The organism is Streptomyces flavovariabilis, assembly GCF_000725785.1.
Taxonomy (GTDB): Bacteria; Actinomycetota; Actinomycetes; order Streptomycetales; family Streptomycetaceae; genus Streptomyces; species Streptomyces hawaiiensis.
In genome coordinates, this window is record NZ_JNXD01000020.1 from 42,424 (window position 1) to 60,510 (window position 18,087).

General features: G+C 70.7%; 21 protein-coding genes and 1 pseudogene. 12 read left to right on the forward strand and 10 right to left on the reverse strand.

The features are described 5' to 3' along the window. Window positions 1-39: 39 nt before the first annotated feature. Both IO24_RS0129705 and arsB read left to right on the forward strand, forming a co-directional pair. On the forward strand, window positions 40-348 hold the full coding sequence (locus IO24_RS0129705; protein ID WP_031140935.1) for an ArsR/SmtB family transcription factor: 309 nt from the start codon (window positions 40-42) through the stop codon (window positions 346-348). Continuing rightward, window positions 345-1,433, forward strand: a complete 1,089-nt coding sequence (gene arsB / locus IO24_RS0129710) for an ACR3 family arsenite efflux transporter (RefSeq protein WP_031140937.1) — start codon at window positions 345-347, stop codon at window positions 1,431-1,433. The genes IO24_RS0129705 and arsB overlap by 4 nt, the downstream gene beginning before the upstream one ends. 28 nt (window positions 1,434-1,461) lie before the next feature. On the opposite strand, the gene IO24_RS0129715 is transcribed toward arsB, so the two are convergent. Further along, the gene (locus tag IO24_RS0129715; RefSeq protein ID WP_031140939.1) at window positions 1,462-1,839 is read right to left on the reverse strand and encodes an ArsR/SmtB family transcription factor; all 378 of its coding nucleotides are present in this window, start codon (window positions 1,837-1,839) and stop codon (window positions 1,462-1,464) included. Between the two features lie 177 nt (window positions 1,840-2,016). Here IO24_RS0129715 and IO24_RS0129720 point away from each other — a divergent pair, with 177 nt between their 5' ends. Beyond that, a complete protein-coding gene (locus IO24_RS0129720) occupies window positions 2,017-3,390 on the forward strand; it encodes an FAD-dependent oxidoreductase (RefSeq protein ID WP_420823241.1) in 1,374 nt (457 codons plus the stop codon). Between the two features lie 75 nt (window positions 3,391-3,465). Here IO24_RS0129720 and IO24_RS0129725 read toward each other — a convergent pair whose 3' ends face one another. The 7 genes from IO24_RS0129725 to IO24_RS0129755 all read right to left on the reverse strand — a co-directional run bounded on the left by IO24_RS0129725 (window position 3,466) and on the right by IO24_RS0129755 (window position 8,797). Then, window positions 3,466-4,209 carry a cation efflux transmembrane domain-containing protein gene (locus tag IO24_RS0129725; RefSeq protein WP_031140942.1) on the reverse strand — a complete coding sequence of 248 codons (744 nt, stop codon included), beginning with the start codon at window positions 4,207-4,209 and terminating at the stop codon, window positions 3,466-3,468. Next, window positions 4,209-4,544, reverse strand: coding sequence for an ArsR/SmtB family transcription factor (locus tag IO24_RS0129730; protein WP_031140944.1), 336 nt, complete (start codon window positions 4,542-4,544; stop codon window positions 4,209-4,211). Before IO24_RS0129730 ends, IO24_RS0129725 begins: the two co-directional genes overlap by 1 nt. A 269-nt stretch (window positions 4,545-4,813) precedes the next feature. After that, window positions 4,814-5,575 (reverse strand): SDR family NAD(P)-dependent oxidoreductase, encoded by a 762-nt coding sequence (locus tag IO24_RS0129735; RefSeq protein ID WP_031140946.1) that lies wholly within the window; start codon window positions 5,573-5,575, stop codon window positions 4,814-4,816. Beyond that, complete coding sequence (locus IO24_RS0129740) at window positions 5,572-5,994, reverse strand: VOC family protein (protein WP_031140948.1); 423 nt, start codon at window positions 5,992-5,994, stop codon at window positions 5,572-5,574. Before IO24_RS0129740 ends, IO24_RS0129735 begins: the two co-directional genes overlap by 4 nt. Window positions 5,995-6,222: 228 nt before the next feature. Further along, entirely contained in the window at window positions 6,223-6,684 is a 462-nt protein-coding gene (locus IO24_RS0129745; protein WP_031140950.1) for a GNAT family N-acetyltransferase, read from the reverse strand. Between the two features lie 52 nt (window positions 6,685-6,736). Next, window positions 6,737-7,264, reverse strand: a complete 528-nt coding sequence (locus tag IO24_RS0129750; protein WP_031140953.1) for a hypothetical protein — start codon at window positions 7,262-7,264, stop codon at window positions 6,737-6,739. A gap of 135 nt (window positions 7,265-7,399) precedes the next feature. Beyond that, a complete protein-coding gene (locus IO24_RS0129755) occupies window positions 7,400-8,797 on the reverse strand; it encodes an MFS transporter (protein ID WP_031140955.1) in 1,398 nt (465 codons plus the stop codon). A 105-nt stretch (window positions 8,798-8,902) separates the two neighbouring features. On the opposite strand from IO24_RS0129755, the gene IO24_RS0129760 reads away from it, so the two are divergent. The 4 genes from IO24_RS0129760 (at window position 8,903) to IO24_RS0129775 (ending at window position 11,491) form a co-directional block, all read left to right on the forward strand. Then, window positions 8,903-9,517 (forward strand): TetR/AcrR family transcriptional regulator, encoded by a 615-nt coding sequence (locus IO24_RS0129760; RefSeq protein ID WP_031140958.1) that lies wholly within the window; start codon window positions 8,903-8,905, stop codon window positions 9,515-9,517. A gap of 189 nt (window positions 9,518-9,706) precedes the next feature. After that, window positions 9,707-10,093: a DUF6153 family protein gene (locus IO24_RS0129765; protein ID WP_031140960.1), complete on the forward strand. Its 387-nt coding sequence runs from the start codon at window positions 9,707-9,709 to the stop codon at window positions 10,091-10,093. 110 nt (window positions 10,094-10,203) lie between these two features. Then, window positions 10,204-10,830 (forward strand): DUF305 domain-containing protein, encoded by a 627-nt coding sequence (locus IO24_RS0129770; protein WP_031140962.1) that lies wholly within the window; start codon window positions 10,204-10,206, stop codon window positions 10,828-10,830. 157 nt (window positions 10,831-10,987) lie between these two features. After that, window positions 10,988-11,491: a DUF4396 domain-containing protein gene (locus IO24_RS0129775; protein WP_031140964.1), complete on the forward strand. Its 504-nt coding sequence runs from the start codon at window positions 10,988-10,990 to the stop codon at window positions 11,489-11,491. Between the two features lie 341 nt (window positions 11,492-11,832). Here the strand turns inward: IO24_RS0129775 and IO24_RS46710 are convergent. Together IO24_RS46710 and IO24_RS0129780 are read right to left on the reverse strand one after the other, a co-directional pair. Beyond that, window positions 11,833-12,078: pseudogene (locus tag IO24_RS46710) on the reverse strand (pyridine nucleotide-disulfide oxidoreductase); the annotation flags it as partial. 89 nt (window positions 12,079-12,167) lie between these two features. Beyond that, complete coding sequence (locus tag IO24_RS0129780; protein ID WP_003974483.1) at window positions 12,168-12,605, reverse strand: hypothetical protein; 438 nt, start codon at window positions 12,603-12,605, stop codon at window positions 12,168-12,170. Between the two features lie 508 nt (window positions 12,606-13,113). Between IO24_RS0129780 and hemL the strand changes: the two genes are divergently transcribed. From hemL to IO24_RS0129810, 5 genes are all read left to right on the forward strand, one after another. Next, window positions 13,114-14,430 (forward strand): glutamate-1-semialdehyde 2,1-aminomutase, encoded by a 1,317-nt coding sequence (gene hemL / locus IO24_RS0129790; protein ID WP_031140969.1) that lies wholly within the window; start codon window positions 13,114-13,116, stop codon window positions 14,428-14,430. Further along, window positions 14,427-15,125: a histidine phosphatase family protein gene (locus tag IO24_RS0129795; protein WP_031140971.1), complete on the forward strand. Its 699-nt coding sequence runs from the start codon at window positions 14,427-14,429 to the stop codon at window positions 15,123-15,125. The genes hemL and IO24_RS0129795 overlap by 4 nt, the downstream gene beginning before the upstream one ends. Before the next feature lie 173 nt (window positions 15,126-15,298). After that, window positions 15,299-16,597, forward strand: coding sequence for a polysaccharide deacetylase family protein (locus IO24_RS0129800; RefSeq protein WP_031140972.1), 1,299 nt, complete (start codon window positions 15,299-15,301; stop codon window positions 16,595-16,597). Window positions 16,598-16,663: 66 nt separating this feature from the next. Then, window positions 16,664-17,314, forward strand: a complete 651-nt coding sequence (locus tag IO24_RS0129805; RefSeq protein WP_031140973.1) for a TlpA family protein disulfide reductase — start codon at window positions 16,664-16,666, stop codon at window positions 17,312-17,314. A gap of 1 nt (window position 17,315) precedes the next feature. Beyond that, window positions 17,316-18,086: a cytochrome c biogenesis CcdA family protein gene (locus IO24_RS0129810; protein WP_031140974.1), complete on the forward strand. Its 771-nt coding sequence runs from the start codon at window positions 17,316-17,318 to the stop codon at window positions 18,084-18,086. Window position 18,087: the final 1 nt, after the last annotated feature.

Below are 18,087 nucleotides of genomic sequence, written 5' to 3' on the forward strand. Positions count from 1 at the left end.
GGCTGGTATCAGTCTGGACTGATGTGAAAGTATCAGCCCATGCTGACGTCAGTCGACACTGATCTGATCCGGGTTCTGGCCGATCCGCTCAGGCTTCACATCGTGACCTTGCTGGCCAGAGAGACGCTGTGCACCACCCACCTGGTGGAGGAGACCGGCGCCCGGCAGACCAACCTCTCCAACCACCTGAGGGTGCTGCGCGAGGCCGGGGTCGTCGATACGGAGCCGTGCGGCCGGTACACGTACTACAGGCTGCGCCCGGACGTCATCGCCCAGCTCGCCGGCCGGTTCGCCGACCTGGCCGAGTCCGCCCGCAACGCCGCCGCCAACAAGAGGGCCTGCCCGTGACCCGCACCGAAGCGTCCGCGACCGCCGAGGAGCCCTCGGTCGTCGCGAAGCTCTCGACGCTCGACCGTTTCCTCGCCGTGTGGATCCTGCTCGCCATGGCCGTCGGCCTCGGCCTGGGCCGCGCCGTCCCGGGCCTCGGCGACGCCCTGGCGAAGGTCGAGATCGGCGGCATCTCCCTGCCGATCGCCATCGGCCTGCTGATCATGATGTACCCGGTGCTGGCCAAGGTCCGCTACGACCAACTCGACGCCGTCACCGGCGACCGGCGGCTCATGGCCTCGTCGCTGGCCGTCAACTGGATCGTCGGCCCGGCGGTCATGTTCGCGCTCGCCTGGATCTTCCTGCCGGACCTGCCCGAGTACCGCACCGGCCTGATCATCGTCGGCCTCGCCCGCTGCATCGCCATGGTCATCATCTGGAACGATCTCGCCTGCGGCGACCGCGAGGCCGCCGCCGTACTCGTGGCCCTGAACTCGGTCTTCCAGGTCCTGGCGTTCGGCCTGCTCGGCTGGTTCTACCTCGACCTGCTGCCCGGCCGGCTGGGCCTCGGCGACGGCGAACACCTCGACATCTCCATGTGGAAGATCGCCCTGAACGTCGTCGTCTTCCTCGGCGTCCCCCTGCTGGCCGGGTTCCTCACCCGCCGCATCGGCGAACAGAAGCTGGGCCGCGAGAAGTACGAGTCGCGCTTCCTGCCGAAGATCGGCCCGTGGGCGCTGTACGGCCTGCTCTTCACGATCGTCATCCTCTTCGCCCTGCAGGGGAAGACCATCACCTCGCAGCCGCTGGACGTCGCCCGTATCGCGCTTCCGCTGCTGGTGTACTTCGCCGTCATGTGGTTCGGCACGTTCGCCCTCGGCAAGGTCATCGGCCTGGCCTACGACCGCACCGCCACGCTCGCCTTCACCGCGGCGGGCAACAACTTCGAACTGGCCATCGCGGTCGCCATCGCCACCTTCGGAGTGACCTCCGGCCAAGCACTGTCGGGCGTGGTCGGCCCGCTGATCGAGGTCCCGGTGCTGGTGGCTCTGGTGTACGTCTCCCTGGCCTGGCGGCGGAAGTTCGGTGCCGGCCGGTTGAACTGACGGCCTCGCCCGGGATTCCGGAGGCGGGTCAGGCCGGGGCCGGCGCGATGGTCAGCAGCTTGCCCATCGCGGCCAGTACGGACGGCTCGACGCGGTAGTAGACCCAGGTGCCGCGCCGCTCGGAGGTCAGCAGCCCGGCCTCCTTCAGCTTCTTCAGGTGGTGGCTCACCGTGGGCTGGGAGACCCCGACATCGGAGATGTCGCACACGCACGCCTCGCCGCCCTCGTGCGAGGCCACCGCCGAGAACAGCCGCAGCCGCACCGGGTCACCCAGGGCCTTGAACATCCGCGCGGCCGTTTCGGCCTCCTCGGCCGTGAACGGACGTTCGGTGAGCGGCGGGCAGCACGGCGCCGCTGCCTCGGGGGCCTCGGCGTCCAGCAGCGGCAGCACCTTCGTATTCGACATGCATCTATGTTGACATACGTCGAACCATGCTGGGCCGGGCGGGGGTGACCGGCTGCATGCCGACATCCAGGAGAGTACTAGTTCGATAGATACCTATGTTGACGATCGTCGAATCAGGTGTCATGCTGGCAACGGAAGCCATCGACGAATGTCGAAGCAAAGGGGAATATCGTGGCCGTGTCCATCAACAGCCTGCCCGCCGCCGACCAGCTGCCCGTCGTGGTCATCGGGGCAGGTCCGGTCGGCCTGGCCGCCGCGGCCCACCTCGTCGAGCGCGGCATCGAACCGCTGGTCCTGGAAGCCGGACCGTCGGCCGGCACCGCCGTACGCGACTGGGCGCATGTGCGGCTGTTCTCCCCCTGGTCGGAGATCACCGACCCGGCCGCCGAGAAGCTGCTCGCCCCGACCGGCTGGACCCGCCCCGACGGCTCCGCGTACCCGACCGGCGGTGACTGGGCCGAGCAGTACCTGCAGCCCCTCGCCGACGTCCTCGCCGGCAAGGTCCGCTACGGGGCGACCGTGGCCGGTGTCGCCCGCGCCGGACGCGACCGCATCGTCGACTCAGGACGCGACGAGCAGCCCTTCACCGTGCACCTCGCGTCGGCCGACGGCCGCGAGGAACGGATCAGCGCCCGCGCGGTCATCGACGCCTCCGGTACCTGGTCCACCCCCGGCCCGATGGGCGCCGACGGCCTGCCCGCCCTCGGCGAGAGGTCCGCCGTCGGCCGCATCTCCTACCGCGTCCCCGACCTGGGCGACCCGGCCGTACGTGCCCGGTACGCGGGCAAGCGCACCGCCGTGGTCGGCTCCGGTGCCTCCGCCTTCACCGCCCTCGCCTCCCTCGCGGACCTGGCCGAGGACGCGCCGGGCACCCACGCGGTGTGGATCCTGCGCCGCGGTGTCACCGGCTCCACCTTCGGCGGCGGCGCGGCCGACCAGCTGCCCGCCCGCGGCGCCCTGGGTCTGCGCGCCAAGGCCGCCGTCGAAGCCGGCCACGCCGGCACGGCGACCGGATTCCGTACACAGGCTGTGGAGCGCGACGGGGACCGGCTCGTCCTCGTGGACGAGGACGGCCGCCGCCTCGAACCGGTCGACGAAGTCATCGTCCTGACCGGTTTCCGTCCGGACCTGACCTTCCTCTCCGAGATCCGCCTCGGCCTCGACGAACGCCTCCAGGCCCCGACCGCACTCGCCCCGCTCATCGACCCCAACGTCCACTCCTGCGGCACGGTCTACCCGCACGGCGTCAACGAGCTCTCCCACCCCGAACAGGGCGTCTACCTGGTCGGCATGAAGAGCTACGGCCGCGCGCCGACGTTCCTCGCCATGACCGGCTACGAGCAGGTCCGCTCCATCACCGCGGCCATCGCCGGAGACCGCGAGGCCGCCGAGCGCGTCGAGCTGACCCTCCCGGAGACCGGCGTGTGCGGTGGCGCCGGCCTGTTCGACGAGCCCGACGCCGCCCCGAACAGCGAGAGCGGTGGGTGCTGCGCCGCCCCGGCCACCCTGCAGATCGGCGCCGGCGCCCCGGCCTCGACCGGCGGCTGCTGACGCCCCCCTCACGAGGAGGTCCGGGTCGGGGAAGCCCGAGTCGCCGGTGCGGCGTTCCGGTGCCAGGCCGTCCGGTCATCGGGCGTCGGCCACCTCGGCCGGGGCGCGGCAGGCGCAGCCCTGAGCGCAGCCGCAGCCGCGCTGGCTCGCCGCCTTGTCCGTCACCGTCGCGATGGGCGCTGCGCAGCAGTTGTCGCCGCGCCATGCCGCACGCCCCTCCTTGATCGCGACGGCGGCGATCACCAGGGCGGCGATCGGGTCGGCCCAGCTCCAGCCGAACAGGGAGTTGGCGAGCAGGCCGACGAGGAGGACCGCCGAGAGGTAGGTGCACAGCAGGGTCTGCTTGGAGTCGGCGACCGCGGAGGCGGAGCCGAGTTCGCGGCCCGCGCGGCGCTGGGCGGCGGACAGGAAGGGCATGACCGCCAGGGAGAGGACGGCCAGCACGATGCCCGCAGTGGAGTGCTCGGCCTCGCCCGAACCCGTCAGCGCTCGCACGGAGTCGACGGCGACGTACGCGGCGAGGGCGAAGAAGGAGAGCGCGATGACGCGCAGGGCGGTCTTCTCTCGGGCCTCACGGGCAGCGTGCTCACGCGCCGAGAACTGCCAGGCCACCGCGGCCGCGGAGGACACCTCGATGACCGAGTCCAGGCCGAAGCCGACCAGGGCGGTGGAGGAGGCCATGGTGCCGGCGGTGATGGCGACGATTGCCTCGCCGACGTTGTAGGCGATGGTGGCAGCGACCAGCAGGCGTATGCGACGGGCCAGCCGGGCGTGTCGGGCCGACGTGGGGCCGGGTGATGTCGGGGTCGCGGTCGCCATCAGCAGCAGCCCTTCTCGTCGGCGTCCGCGCAGGTGCGGTCGGTCTCGACGGCGAGGACGGCGCCGCGCAGGTCGTCCAGGGCGTGGCCGAGTCGGGCGTCGGACAGTTCGTAGCGCATGCGCCGGCCTTCTGGGACGGCGACGACGATGCCGCAGTCGCGCAGACAGGCGAGGTGGTTCGACAGCCGCGTGCGGGAGATCTCCAGCTTGTCCGCCAGGTCGGCCGGGTGAGCGGGGGCCTCGCACAGGGCGAGCAGGATGCGGCAGCGGATCGGGTCGGCGAGCGCGCGGCCGAAACGGGCCAGGGCGTCGATGTCGGAGGCGATGCTCAGCATGCCCTGACAGTACAGAGATTCATGGATTCAGGAAAGCCTGAACAATGAGGTGGTCGGCTGTCGCCTCCCCGCACATGACAAAGGCGGGACCCGAAAGCCATCGCGTCAGGGCCGTCGGACGACGCCGGGCTGCTGCCTCCCCGCGCCGTACGGCGCCCCCCATCCGCCAGGGCCTGTCCGGTGTTCACTCCCCGCCGACCGGCCAGGCCCTGGTCCCTCCGCAGAAGCCCGACGCGGTTCGCAGGCCTGGACCCGAGGCTGCGGTGGAGTCAGGTACGCAAGTAGGACGCGCCGTTGAGGTCGACGACGGTTCCCGACGCCCATGCCGCTGCCGGGGACGCCAGGAAGTGCACGGCGGCAGCGATCTCTGCCGGGGTGCCCACCCTGCCGAACGGGCTCTCCGCCCTCAGGCGCTCGCCCTCGGGGCCGGACAGTTTGGCCGTCTGCCGCTCAGTGGCAACGAATCCCGGCGCGACGGAGGTGACCGCGATGCTGTGCGGGGCCAGTGCCACTGCCAGTGACTGGCCGAGAGCGTGCAGCGCGGCCTTGGTCGCGCCATAGGCCGGGAAGTCCGGTTCCCCGCGGAACGCGCCGCGTGAGCCGACGTTCACGATGGCGCCGCCGGCGCCTCGTTCGATGAGGTGGTGGGCCATGGCCCAGCACAGGTCGGCTGCTCCGAGGAGGTTGACGTCCACCATCCGCCGCCAGGCCCGCTGCCAGTGCGCCAGCGGCGTCTGTGCGATCGGATGCCGGGTCTCCGACGTGGGCGCCACGGCCGCGTTGTTCACCAGCACGTCCACTGTGCCGAGTGCGGCTACCGCCTCGGCCACTGCTCGCTCGGCCGCGCCGGGTTCGCCCAAGTCGGCCTGGAGCAGCGTGTGTCCGGCGCCGGGCAGTTGCCGCAGAGTCTCTTCGGCGTCCGCACGGCGGCCGGCGTACTGCACCGCGACCCGGTCACCGCCTGCGGCGAAGGCCATCGCGACGGCGCGGCCGATGCCGCGCGATCCGCCGGTGACCAGTACGCCCCTCATCGGGCGAACACCATCGACTCGTCACGGAAGGCCTTGAACTCCAGAGCGTTGCCCGCGGGGTCACGGAAGAACATGGTCCACTGCTCGCCGGGCTCGCCGGGAAAACGGCGATGCGGCTCGATGTCGAATCGCAGCCCGGCGGCTCGCAGCCGCTCGGCGAGCCGGTGAAAGTGCTGCTCGTCCAGCAGCAGGCCGAAGTGCGGGATCGGCACCGGGTGCTGTCCCACCAGGCTGGTGCCGGCCGGCTGCGGCGCGGTCGGCACCAAGTGGGTCACCAGCTGGTGACCCTCGAGGTTCCAGTCCACCCAGTGGTCGGTGCTCCGCCCCTCGGGCAGGCCCAGTACCTCTCCGTAAAAGCTGCGGGCTGCGACCAGGTCGTCGACCGGGATGGCCAGGTGAACAGCGGGTCGGCGAGACATCGGCGGTCCTTTCGAGCGGACTCGGTGACCGGAGCAGGGTGACTGAGGCGATGCCTCAATGTCAACATGAAGACATTCGTTGACTCGCACATCGGGCCCGGGCTGGCGTTCGTCCGGGTGTCGACATCGGATCCATGTCATCCGTACTGCCGAAGGCTGCCCGGCGTGGGCTGGCCGACGAAACCGGGCGCCTCGGTGGACGCGGTGTTCGCCCACATCACGTTCCGCCTATCGGCCCCCTCGTGATCCTCTGAACCCTGAGCCTGCGCCCAGCACGCGGTACATGCCGATCGAGTCGTGCGCGGCGGTGTCGGCGAAGCCGAACTTCTCGTAGAGGGAGCGGGCGGGGCCGTCGGCGATCAGGGAGACGTAGGCGGTGGCGGGTGCCCGGCGCTCCAGTTCCTCGGTGAGGGCGGCCATGATGCGCTTGCCGAGGCCGCGTCCTTGGTGTGCGGGGTGGACGCAGACGTCGACGATCTGGAACGCCGTACCGCCGTCCCCGATGACCCGCCCCATGCCGACGGGTTCTCCCTCGTGGTGGACGACCACCGCGTGCCAGGTGTTGGGCAGGGCGAGCGCGACCGCTTCCGGGCTTTTGTCCGAGAGGCCGGCATCGGTGCGCAGGCGGCGGAAGACGTGGGCGGAGGGTACGCCCACGCTCAGTTCGTACGGGTCGTACAAGTCATCCACTCCGATCGTGAGGTGTGCGCCTGATGGTCCTCCGCGGTGCTCGTGCCGTAGGTCAGTGGCCGGATTCGGCGTGATCGCCGTGGTCGCTGAGCTGTGCTTCGAACCAGGCGTGCAGGGCGTCGACCAGGGTGGGTTCTTCGGTGGTGTAGGTGAGGGTGGCGCCGTCGACACGTTCCCGGTAGTGCACCTCGATGCGTTTGTAGCCGTCTTCCAGTTCCGCCAGGCCCGGCATGCTGGCGCCGTGTATCTGGGCGGGGTCGCCGAAGTCTCCCTGGCTGAACGCCTTTGCCTCCTGCTGGAGGTGGGTGCGTATGAGGTTGACCTGCGTGGCGTCGTCGGGCTGGTCGGCGACAACGTCCTGGACGCCGCCCGCCTTGGTCGGGGTGAAGTGATGGGTGGTCTCTTCGAGGTCGAAGGGCATCACGGTCCGGCCGCGCTCGGCGACCGCTTCCTGCCGACCGGTCTTCCCGTTGTCACCCTCTTGCTGCGTGCTGCTGATCAGGAGAGCTATGCCCAGTGCCGCGCCGACGCTTGCCGCTGCGATTCCGGCTGTCAGCAGTCGGCGTTTGCCTTGCTTCATCGAGTGCCTCCATGAGCACTTTGAGGGCGTGCGGTACGCCCGTTCCGCTGTGGGTGGGATCGCTGCGGTGCCGTGGCCGACAGGGGTGCATGGGGCGGGTCTACGGCTGCGGCTGTGCCGGCCTTGGGCGTGGGCCTACTGCTGCTTGGCGGGGATCAGCCACATGACGATGACGGCGGAAACCGCAGCAATGCTGGTGGCGACGAGGAACGCGTCGTCGAAGCCGGAGGCGCTCTGTGCGCTGGCGTGGGCGGCGATGCTCGTGGCGGCGGCGCTGGAGACGGCCGCGGCGCCGGCCGAGGCGCCGAACTCGTGGAAGGTGCTGACGAGGCCCGACGCCACACCGGCCTCGTGGGGAGCGACGCTGGCGAGTGCGGTGGCGGAGGCGACGACGAACAGGGCGCCCAGTCCCGCCGCGGCGACGCTCACGCCGATGACCATCGCGGTCGTTCCGGACCACAGGACCGGAACTAGGAACCCGGCGGCCGCGATGGCCAGGGCGAGCACAGCCAGCAGCCGTGCTCCCAGACGGCCGATCACGCGGCCGGAGGCTGCTGCGGCGGCCATGGTCAGCAGCGCCACCGGCAAGAACAGCACGCCCGTGATCAGGGCACTGTGGCCCTGGCGGTTCTGGAGGTAGAAGGAGCCGAGGAAGAAGGCCCCCACCATCAGCGCCGTCGTCACAGCGATCACGAAGGTGCCCGCCACCACCGGGCGCCGGCCCAGCAGACGCAGATCCATCAGCGGTGCCGCCGCCCGGCGCTGCCAGAGGGCGAAAGCCGCGTAGGCGGCTGCCGACGCGGCGACCAGAGCAACGGTGACGATGTTCAGCCAGCCGTGGTCGCCGGCACGGATCAGCGCGTAGATGAGGGCGCCCGTCGCAGCGGCGACCAGAGCAGCGCCGGGTACGTCGAGGGAACCGCTGGCCGCGCGGGGCAGGCTCGGCAGGATCCGGGCGAGCGAGACGAGGACGCCCAGGCCGACGGGGACGTTGACGAAGAAGACCCATGCCCAGCCCGGACCTGCCGTGATCAGCCCGCCCAGCAGTACGCCGAGGGCGGCGCCCCCGCCGCCGAGCGCCGACCAGATGCCCAGCGCGCGGTTGCGCTCGTTGCCGTCGAACAGCCGCACCACCACGGACAGAGCGGCGGGTGAGAGCATCGCGGCGCCCACCCCTTGGGCGATTCGTGCGGCGAGCAGCAGCGGGGCGCCGGTGGCGAGTCCGGCGGCCAGGGACGCGGCGGTGAACACGGCGAGCCCGGCCAGGACGACCCGTTTCGGGCCGAACAGGTCTGCGGCACGGCCGCCGAGCAGCATCAGGCTGCCGAACGTGAGGGCGTATCCGCTGACCACCCAGGTCAAGGCCGCACGGCCCAGGTTCAGTTCCACGCCCATGTCAGGCAGGGCGATCGCGACGACGGTGATGTCGAGGATCAGCATCAGCTGGGCCAGCCCCAGCAGTCCCAGGGCTGTCCAGCGCAGCGGATGCGGTGCATCCGGTGCGCGTGTGGTGGTGGTCTCCGTGTCGCTCATGACGCTCACCCCTAGCTCGCTAAGTCGTACAACACTGTTCACGTTATACGCCCGGGGGGTATAAGCCAAACAGGGCTGTACGACTTGCTGGGGTATGGTGGGCGCATGGGCAGCAAGAACTCCACGGCGACCAAGCGCGCCGACGCTCTGCGCAGCATCGACGCGATCGTGCAGGCCGCGGCCGAATGCCTCGGACGCAACCCGGAGGCGAGCCTGAGCGAGATCGCGCGGGCCGCGGGCGTGGGCCGGGTGACGCTTTATGCGCACTTCAACTCCCGGGCAGAGGTCGTCGACGCGGCGATGAGCCGCGCCATCGACCGGGGCAACGAGGTACTGGACGCGATCGACCTGACCGGCGACCCGCTGCTCGCCCTGGCCCGGTACATCGAGGCCGGCTGGCACCTGGTGGACCAGGCGCGCGCCCTGCTCGCCGCCGCGCAACGGGAGCTGTCCGCAGGGCGCATCCGCGAGCTGCATGCCGGGCCCGCCGCCCGGGTCGAGACGCTGGTCGCCCGAGGCCGCGCCGGGGGAGCCTTCCGTACGGACCTGCCGATCGCCTGGATGGTCAATGTCCTGCACACGGTCATGCACAGCGCGGCAGAGGAAATCCGCGCCGGCCGCCTCACCTCCGAGCATGCCGCCGACCACATCACCGCCACGGTGCTCGCCGCCTTCACACCCCCGGGCGCACCGGTACCCGAGACCGGAGGCGGGGCGTAACACCGACAGCCCACGACGAAGAGTTTCGCGACGGGAGGGGCCGCAGGCGGCCGAGGCAGGGTGGCACGGGCAAGTGGGCCTACTCAGCACGGGACGCCTCACGCGATGAGTCCGTGCCCGCCAGCAGCCAGGCACGCGAGGGTCCCGTCAACGTCACGCTGTTGCGTGTGTATCCGTACGATGGCGGGCATGACCAGCAGTCGAACGAGCCGCCGCCCCGCTGGGCCGCTTTTCGCGCTGCTGGTGCTCACGGTGCTGGCCGGGCTCCTGGGCATGCACGCACTGGCTCCCGGCGGAGCGCCGGCACCCGATCACGCCATGACCATGGCCCATGCTCCTGCCACGGAGCTGGCCGGCGCAGCATGCTCGCACACCGATGGCGGCTCCGGGCACCTCGCACACGCCGACGGTACGTGCGCGGCGGCCGGTACCGGCTCCGCATACGCGCCGCCCGCCTTGGCCGGCGCCCTGTCCGACGCCCGGGCCGCTGCCGGTGTTCCGATCGCCGCGCCGACGTCGGCCGTGCAGGGCCGGGCGCCGCCCGACCTGTCCGAACTGCAACTCCTGCGGATCTAGAGCGGCCCGCACGGCGCCCCCGCACGCCCTGCGGGCGCCGTGTTTTCGCCTGCTCTCATCCCCTGATCCCGCGCGCCCGAGACGGGCGCGCGTCAAGGAGTTGCACCACCATGATCCGCAAGCGTTCCCTGATCCGCCGCGGCACCGCCGTGGCCGCCGTCGGCACGGCCGCTCTCGTCCTGGCCGCATGCGGCGGCAGCGGCGACAGCGCGGCCGGGCACAACGGCCACACCGCGACCTCTGCATCCGCTTCGGCCTCCGCCTCGCAGGGCCGGCACAACGCCGCCGACACCACCTTCGCCCAGGGGATGATCCCCCACCACCGCCAGGCAGTGGAGATGGCCGGCCTCGCCCCGTCCCGCGCCGAGTCGGCCGAGGTGAAGAAGCTCGCCGCACAGATCAAGAAGGCCCAGGCCCCGGAGATCAAAACCCTGTCCGGGTGGCTGACCTCGTGGGGCGAGGAAGTGCCCGCCGAGGGCGCCATGGACCACTCCGCCCACGGCACGGGCGGGATGATGACGGGCGAGGAGATGGACCAACTGGAGAAGGCATCCGGCAAGGCGTTCGACACCGCCTTCATGGAGATGATGATCAAGCACCACGAAGGCGCGGTGGCGATGGCCGAGACCGAGAAGACCGACGGCTCCTTCCCCGACGCGAAGAAGATGGCCGACGCCATCATCACCTCGCAGACCGCCGAGATCACCCAGATGAACGACCTCCTCGGCAAGAGCTGACCCACTCCAGCAGTGGGGGTGTCGAGCGCCGGCGCGGGCCCGCACACCCCCACTCTCGTCACGTTCCACCCCTTCCCGGAAATACCCCCTAGGGGTATATGGTTAGGACGTGGGACACGGGAACGGGTCACACTGGACGGGAATGGGGATGACGGTCATGGACCACACCGCACACCACACCAGCACCGCTCACGACCACGCCGCACACCCGACGCACGGTGGGCATGGCGGCGCGTCCTGGGGAACAGCGGCGAAGGCGACGCTGCACTGCCTGACCGGATGCGCGATCGGCGAGATCCTCGGCATGGTCATCGGCACCGCCCTGCTGTGGGGCAACGTGCCCACCATGGTCCTGGCGATCACCCTGGCGTTCGTCTTCGGCTACTCCTTCACCCTGTTCGCCCTCCGCAGGGCGGGCCTGGACTTCAAGAGCGCCGTCAAGGTGGCGCTGGCCGCGGACACCGTCTCCATCGCGATCATGGAACTCGTCGACAACGGCGTCATCGCCCTCAGCGGCGCGATGGACGCCCATTTGTCCGACACCCTGTTCTGGACCGCGCTGCTCGGAGGCTTCGCCGTCGCCTTCGTGATCACGACCCCGGTCAACAAGTGGATGATCGGCCGCGGCAAGGGCCACGCCGTCGTCCACGCCTACCACTGACCTCGCACACTCAAGCGGGCCCGGGTGCACCCCCAGAGGGTGCACCCGGGCGCCTTTGCGCTGCAGCGGTTCAACTGGCGATGCCCAGCGACCGACCGGCCCGGGAGAGATGTTCAGTGCGGCAGGAGATTCTGCTCGCGCCGGCGGCGGCGACCGTAGCGGGTCACCCTGGACGGACTGCGCCCAATTCTCTGACCTTGCAAGACGGGTGCGCCGCGCAAAGGCACTGACGCGATCAGACAGCAGGGTTGTGGGGCGCCTCGGAGCGTGGGGTGGGAACTGCGGTCGGCTCGCGTAATTGGTCCGGGAGCTCTTCGGCCTTCAGCGCGGAAGGTCATGGTCTGCTGGGCGGCTTCGCGGGCCGTCCGGCCGACGCCGATGAGGGTGGCCGAGGCGGGCCCGGTCCCAACTCCGTAGCCGAGCAGGTGCAGGCGCGGTTCGTCCACGGACCGGGTGCCGGCGGTGGCGATGTGGCCGCGTCGGCCGCGCAGTTGCAGCGGTGCGAGGTGGGAGAGGGCGGGGCGGAAGCCGGTGCACCAGATGATCGCGTCGGCCTCGGCACGGGTGCCGTCGGCCCATTCTGCTCCCCAATGTGCCCTGGCCGCGTGACGGCCCCTCCCCGGCACGCAAAAGGGCGAGGCCCGAAGACCCCGCCCGCCCCTCACGAAACCCCAGCTCAGGGCCACACCAGGCAGTAAGGCTGATGCCCCGCCTCGTGCAACCGATGCGAGAAGTCCTGCCACTCGTGCAGCAGTTGGTAGACGTTGAACGCGTCCCGGGGACCGCCGCGGTCCGGGACCGTCGACCAGATGAAGGCCGCCGCGCCCACCGCCTCCTCGCCGATGCCGCGCAGGGGGTCGACGACCGTCATGGGGAGTTTGACCACCGCGTAGTCGGGGTGCAGGACGACGAGTTCCAGGGGCGGCACCTTGTGCAGGGGGACGCCTTCGATGCCCGTGAGGACCATGGCCGCCATGGTCTCGGGCTTGATCTTCGTGAACATGCCGTTCATGCCGAGCTCGTCGCCGCCGAGCTCCTCGGGGCGCATCGAGATCGGGACGCGGGCCGCGGTCGCGCCGTCGGGCGCGCCGAAGTACTTGTACGTCACCCCCACCCGACCACCATTCCCGCTGCTCCCGGCCCGAAGATCGTCCACCCGACGTTCAGTACGTCCGGCGGCCCGCTCCGGTTCACTCGGCCGACCCTGTGTCTGACGCGGTTCCTGAGCGTCCTCCGCCTCGCGCCGGTGCCTGCCCCGCCGGGCACGTCGAGGACCCAGGTCATCAGTCCCCTCGCCCAGTCCGCCACCGCGATGCATATCTCCACCCGACTGCTTTTCTAGGACGCGTCGCCCCCGCCGCGCAACCCGATCATCGTGTCAGTGACCTCCCCCACGGCCGCCCGCCGAAACGTGCGCCGAAACATCCGGCCGCAGGATCTCCGCAGCCTGCGACCACCCCGGGCCGTTTGAGCTGTGGGTATCAGGGTCCAGTCTCGCAGACGACGGGAGCCGGGGGGCCGGTTGTCCCACGCCCCGTCACCCCACGCCCCTGGCCTACCCTGAACAGGTCACTGGCACCCGGAGCCCGACAGCGTCGGAGAAGGTCGGAGAGTCGCAGGTCATGAGTGAACTGGCATATCCGTATGAAGCCCCGGCCTCGCAGGCTCTTTTCGACCGCGCGGCGGCCGTCACGCCCGGCGGCGTGAACTCACCGGTGCGGGCCTTCCGAGCCGTCGGCGGCACGCCGCGGTTCATGGTGTCCGGCACCGGCCCCTATCTGACCGATGCCGACGGCAGGGAGTACGTCGACCTCGTGTGCTCCTGGGGGCCCATGATCCTCGGGCACTCCCACCCCGAGGTCATCGCCGCCGTGCAGGACGCCGTCTCCCACGGCACGTCCTTCGGTACGCCCGGTGAGGGCGAGGTCGCGCTCGCCGAGGAGATGACCGCCCGGGTCGCGCCGCTGGAGCAGGTGCGGCTCGTGTCCAGCGGGACCGAGGCGACCATGTCCGCGATCCGGCTCGCGCGCGGGTTCACGCAGCGCACCAAGGTGATCAAGTTCGCCGGGTGCTACCACGGGCACGTCGACTCGCTGCTCGCCGCGGCCGGCAGCGGTGTCGCCACCTTCGCGCTGCCCGACACCCCGGGCGTCACCGGCGCCCAGGCCGGTGACACCATCGTCCTGCCGTACAACGACCTCGACGCCGTGCGCGAGGCCTTCCGGGCCCACCCCGGCGAGGTCGCCTGCGTGATCACCGAGGCCTCCCCGGGCAACATGGGCGTCGTACCGCCCGCCGCCGGGTTCAACCAGGGCCTGAAGGACCTGTGCGCCGAGAACGGTGCCCTCTACGTCTCCGACGAGGTCATGACCGGCTTCCGGACCAGCCGCGCCGGTTGGTTCGGCGTCGACGGCGTGGTCCCCGACCTGATGACCTTCGGCAAGGTCATGGGCGGCGGCTTCCCCGCGGCGGCCTTCGGCGGACGCGCGGACGTCATGGCCCACCTCGCCCCCGCCGGGCCCGTCTACCAGGCAGGCACCCTCTCCGGTAACCCCGTCGCCACCGCCGCCGGGCTCGCCCAGCTGCGGCTCCTCGACGACGCCGCGTACGCCAGGGTCGACGCCGTGTCGAAGGAGATCCAGGGGCTCGTCACCGAGGCGCTGGCCAAGGAGGGCGTCGCGCACCGGCTGCAGACCGCCTCCAACATGTTCTCCGTGTTCTTCACCGACCGGCCGGTGCGGAACTACGAGGACGCCAAGGCGCAGGAGTCCTTCCGCTTCACCGCGTTCTTCCACTCGCTGCTGGCGAACGGCGTCTACCTGCCGCCGTCCTCCTTCGAGTCCTGGTTCGTGTCCACCGCGCACGACGAGCGGGCCGTGCAGCGGATCGCCGACGCCCTTCCGGCGGCGGCCCGGGCGGCCGCGGAGGCGACGGCATGAGCGGTCGGCAGGACCACGGCGCCGAGGACATCACGGTCGTCCACCTCATGCGGCACGGCGAGGTGGCCAACCCCGACGGCATCCTCTACGGCCGCCTCCCCGGCTACCACCTGTCCGACCTGGGCCGCCGCATGGCCGACCGGGTCGCCGAGCACCTGGCCGGCCGTGATGTGACGCACGTCGTCGCCTCGCCGCTGGAGCGGGCGCAGGAGACGGCCGAGCCGATCGCCAAGGCGCACGGACTCGGTCTCGCCACGGACGAGCGGCTGATCGAGGCCGACAACATCTTCCAGGGCAAGACGTTCGGCGTCGGGGACGGGGCGCTGCGCAAGCCCGGCAACTGGAAGCACCTGGTCAACCCGTTCCGGCCGTCCTGGGGCGAGCCGTACGTCGACCAGGTCGTCCGCATGATGAGCGCGCTGGGCGCGGCGAAGGACAAGGCCCGCGGGCATGAGGCGGTCGTGGTCAGCCACCAGCTGCCCATCTGGATCGTCCGGTCGTACGTCGAGCGCCGCCGCCTCTGGCACGACCCGCGCAAGCGGCAGTGCACGCTCGCCTCGCTGACGACGTTCACGTACCAGGGCGACCGCATCGTCTCCGTCGGCTACACCGAGCCGGCCCGCGACCTGGTCCCCGCCCATCTCCTCGCGGGTGCGAAGCCGGTGAAGGGCCAGGACAAGGCGTTCGGAGCGTAGGTCCGCGAACCTGGGTGAGGGGGCGCTCGGAAGGCGCGTGAGCGCCTTTCGTTCGCCCCCTTCTGATCGCTTACGACTGCTTCGTTACTGAATCTGCGCATATCAGCGGAACCTCCTCGTTCGTCACGACCTCTGACCGGGTGACCAGCACGACGTGACGAATCGGGGATGCCATGCGCGCTCTCTCCCGCAGGGGAATGCTCGGACTCGGCGCGGGAGCCGCCGCCGCTGTCTCGCTCGCCGGATGCGGCGGCCTCACGGGCTCGGACGACTCGGGCCACGCTGACGGTTCCGGCGGCGACTCCGCACAGGGTGGATCGAAGCCCAAGCCCGAGCCCACCGCCCGTCCCATCGGCGACGGCTCCACCGCCCACACCGGCAAGCAGCCCCACCAGCCCGGCAGGCCCGAGCCGCTGGAGCCGGGTCAGACCCCGCCGCAGTTCGTCGTGTTCTCCTGGGACGGCGCCGGCGAGGTCGGCAACGGGCTCTTCCCGCGCTTCCTGGACCTGGCCAAGGAGCACGGCGCGAGCATGACCTTCTTCCTGTCCGGGCTGTACCTGCTGCCCGAGTCGAAGAAGCGCCTCTACAACCCGCCGAACAACCCGCGCGGCGCCTCCGACATCGGCTACCTCACCGACGCGCACGTCCAGGACACCCTGAAGAACGTCCACCGCGCCTGGCTGGAAGGCCACGAGATCGGCACCCACTTCAACGGGCACTTCTGCGGCGAGTCCCACGGCTCGGTCAAGAACTGGACGCCGCGGCAGTGGCGCAGCGAGATCGACCAGGCGAAGTCCTTCGTCAAGGAGTGGCGCACCAACACCGGCTGGACCGACCTGCCGTCGCTGCCGTTCGACTACGACAAGGAACTCGTCGGCGGCCGTACGCCCTGCCTGCTCGGCCAGGACAACCTGCTGCCCACCGCCCGCGAGCTCGGCTGGCGCTACGACGCCTCCTCGCCGGGCGGCCTCCAGGTCTGGCCCCGCAAGCGCCAGGGCATATGGGACCTGCCCCTGCAGCAGATACCTTTCCCCGGCCGCGGCTTCGAGGTCCTGTCGATGGACTACAACATGCTGGCCAACCAGTCCCTCAACTCCACGAAGGCCCCGGCCCACAACTACCCGGGCTGGCGGAAGCAGTCGGCGCAGGCGTACATCCAGGGATTCAAGAGGGCATACGAGACAAACCGGGCACCCTTCTTCATCGGCAACCACTTCGAGCAGTGGAACGGCGGCATCTACATGGACGCCGTCGAGGAGGCCTTCCAGCACATCGCGCGCGAGAAGGAGAAGGGCGCGGATGTGCGCCTCGTCTCCTTCCGGCAGTTCACCGACTGGCTCGACGTGCAGAAGCCCGAGGTGCTCGACAGGCTCCGCACGCTCGGCGTCGGGCAGCAGCCGGCCGGTGGCTGGCGGGAGTTCACCGGCCCGGCCTCCACACCGAGCGGAGACGCCTCGCAGAACGCCGCCTGAAATGCGGTTTTCCGCCCGCAAGGGGGGTGGGCGAGATTCCCGGAACGGACATGCGAAACTTTTCACATGAGTGCCGCCAGCCGCGCCCCCCTGCGCTCGGACCGCACGACCCGTGCCGCCGAGCGCACCCGCCGTGTCCGCCGTAGCGCCGCCCTGACCGCCGCTCTCGCCGCGACCGCGCTGCTCGTCTCCGCGTGCGGTTCCGGCGGCACCTCGGGCGGGGGCGGCAACACCAACTTCGTCACCGGCACCGACGGCGTCGCCACGGTCGCCCAGGGCAAGCGCACCCCGGCGCCCGACCTGTCCGGCAAGACCATCGCCGGCAAGACCCTCGACGTCGCCGACTACAAGGGCAAGGTCGTCGTCCTCAACGTGTGGGGTTCCTGGTGCAACCCCTGCCGCGCCGAGGCCAAGTACTTCGCGAAGGTCTCCAAGGCGTACGCCGGCAAGGGCGTGCAGTTCGTCGGCATCAACACCCGGGACACCTCCACCGGCGCGGCCCTCGCCTTCGAGAAGGACTGGGGCATCACCTACCCCAGCCTCTACGACCCCACCGGCAAGCTGCTGCTGCGCTTCAAGAAGGGCACGCTCAACCCGCAGGCGATCCCCTCCACGCTCATCCTCGACCGGGACGGCAAGGTCGCGGCCCGATCGCTGTCCGCGCTCAGCGAGGAACGGCTGCTGAAGATGCTCAAGCCGGTCGTCGCGGAGAAGTGACGTGAGCGCGCTCACCCTCGCCGCGGTCGCGGACCCCAACGGCACGGTGCTCAAGGGCGCCCTGCTGGCGGCCCTTCCCATCGCGCTGCTCGGCGGACTGGTCTCCTTCTTCTCGCCGTGTGTCCTGCCGCTCGTCCCCGGTTACCTGTCCTACGTCACCGGGGTCGCCGGCACCGACCTGGCCGAGGCGCGGCGTGGCCGGATGGTCGCCGGCGCCTCCCTGTTCGTGCTCGGCTTCACCGCGGTGTTCGTCTCCTCCGGGGCGCTGTTCGGCTACTTCGGCGCCACGCTCCAGGAGCACAGCGACGTCCTGTCCAAGGTGCTCGGCGTGCTCATGATCCTCATGGGCGTCTTCTTCATGGGACTCATGCCCTGGTTCACCCAGCGCGAGTTCCGCCTCCACCGCAAGCCGGTAGCCGGGCTGGCCGGCGCGCCCCTGCTCGGCGCGCTCTTCGGCATAGGCTGGACACCCTGCATCGGCCCCACCCTCGCCTCCGTGCTCGCCCTCTCCTCCGACCAGGGCAGCGCCGGACGCGGAGCCGTCCTGACCGTCGCGTACTGTCTGGGCCTGGGCGTGCCCTTCGTGCTCGCCGCGGTCGCCTTCCGCAAGGCCCTCGGAGCCTTCGGCTGGATCAAGCGCCACTACGTCTGGGTGATGCGGGTCGGCGGCACCATGATGATCGTGACCGGTCTGCTGCTGCTGACCGGCGCGTGGGACCGCATCGTGCAGGAGATGCAGGTCTGGTCCGACGGCTTCACTGTGGGGATCTGAT

Coding starts and splice junctions, on each gene's coding strand:
- IO24_RS0129705 (WP_031140935.1), top strand. CDS start 40: ATGCTGACGTCAGTCGACACTGATCTGATCCGGGTTCTGGCCGATCCG.
- IO24_RS0129715 (WP_031140939.1), bottom strand. CDS start 1,839: ATGTCGAATACGAAGGTGCTGCCGCTGCTGGACGCCGAGGCCCCCGAG.
- IO24_RS0129725 (WP_031140942.1), bottom strand. CDS start 4,209: ATGGCGACCGCGACCCCGACATCACCCGGCCCCACGTCGGCCCGACAC.
- IO24_RS0129730 (WP_031140944.1), bottom strand. CDS start 4,544: ATGCTGAGCATCGCCTCCGACATCGACGCCCTGGCCCGTTTCGGCCGC.
- IO24_RS0129735 (WP_031140946.1), bottom strand. CDS start 5,575: ATGAGGGGCGTACTGGTCACCGGCGGATCGCGCGGCATCGGCCGCGCC.
- IO24_RS0129740 (WP_031140948.1), bottom strand. CDS start 5,994: ATGTCTCGCCGACCCGCTGTTCACCTGGCCATCCCGGTCGACGACCTG.
- IO24_RS0129750 (WP_031140953.1), bottom strand. CDS start 7,264: ATGAAGCAAGGCAAACGCCGACTGCTGACAGCCGGAATCGCAGCGGCA.
- IO24_RS0129755 (WP_031140955.1), bottom strand. CDS start 8,797: ATGAGCGACACGGAGACCACCACCACACGCGCACCGGATGCACCGCAT.
- IO24_RS0129760 (WP_031140958.1), top strand. CDS start 8,903: ATGGGCAGCAAGAACTCCACGGCGACCAAGCGCGCCGACGCTCTGCGC.
- IO24_RS0129765 (WP_031140960.1), top strand. CDS start 9,707: ATGACCAGCAGTCGAACGAGCCGCCGCCCCGCTGGGCCGCTTTTCGCG.
- IO24_RS0129770 (WP_031140962.1), top strand. CDS start 10,204: ATGATCCGCAAGCGTTCCCTGATCCGCCGCGGCACCGCCGTGGCCGCC.
- IO24_RS0129775 (WP_031140964.1), top strand. CDS start 10,988: ATGGACCACACCGCACACCACACCAGCACCGCTCACGACCACGCCGCA.
- hemL (WP_031140969.1), top strand. CDS start 13,114: ATGAGTGAACTGGCATATCCGTATGAAGCCCCGGCCTCGCAGGCTCTT.
- IO24_RS0129795 (WP_031140971.1), top strand. CDS start 14,427: ATGAGCGGTCGGCAGGACCACGGCGCCGAGGACATCACGGTCGTCCAC.
- IO24_RS0129800 (WP_031140972.1), top strand. CDS start 15,299: ATGCGCGCTCTCTCCCGCAGGGGAATGCTCGGACTCGGCGCGGGAGCC.
- IO24_RS0129805 (WP_031140973.1), top strand. CDS start 16,664: ATGAGTGCCGCCAGCCGCGCCCCCCTGCGCTCGGACCGCACGACCCGT.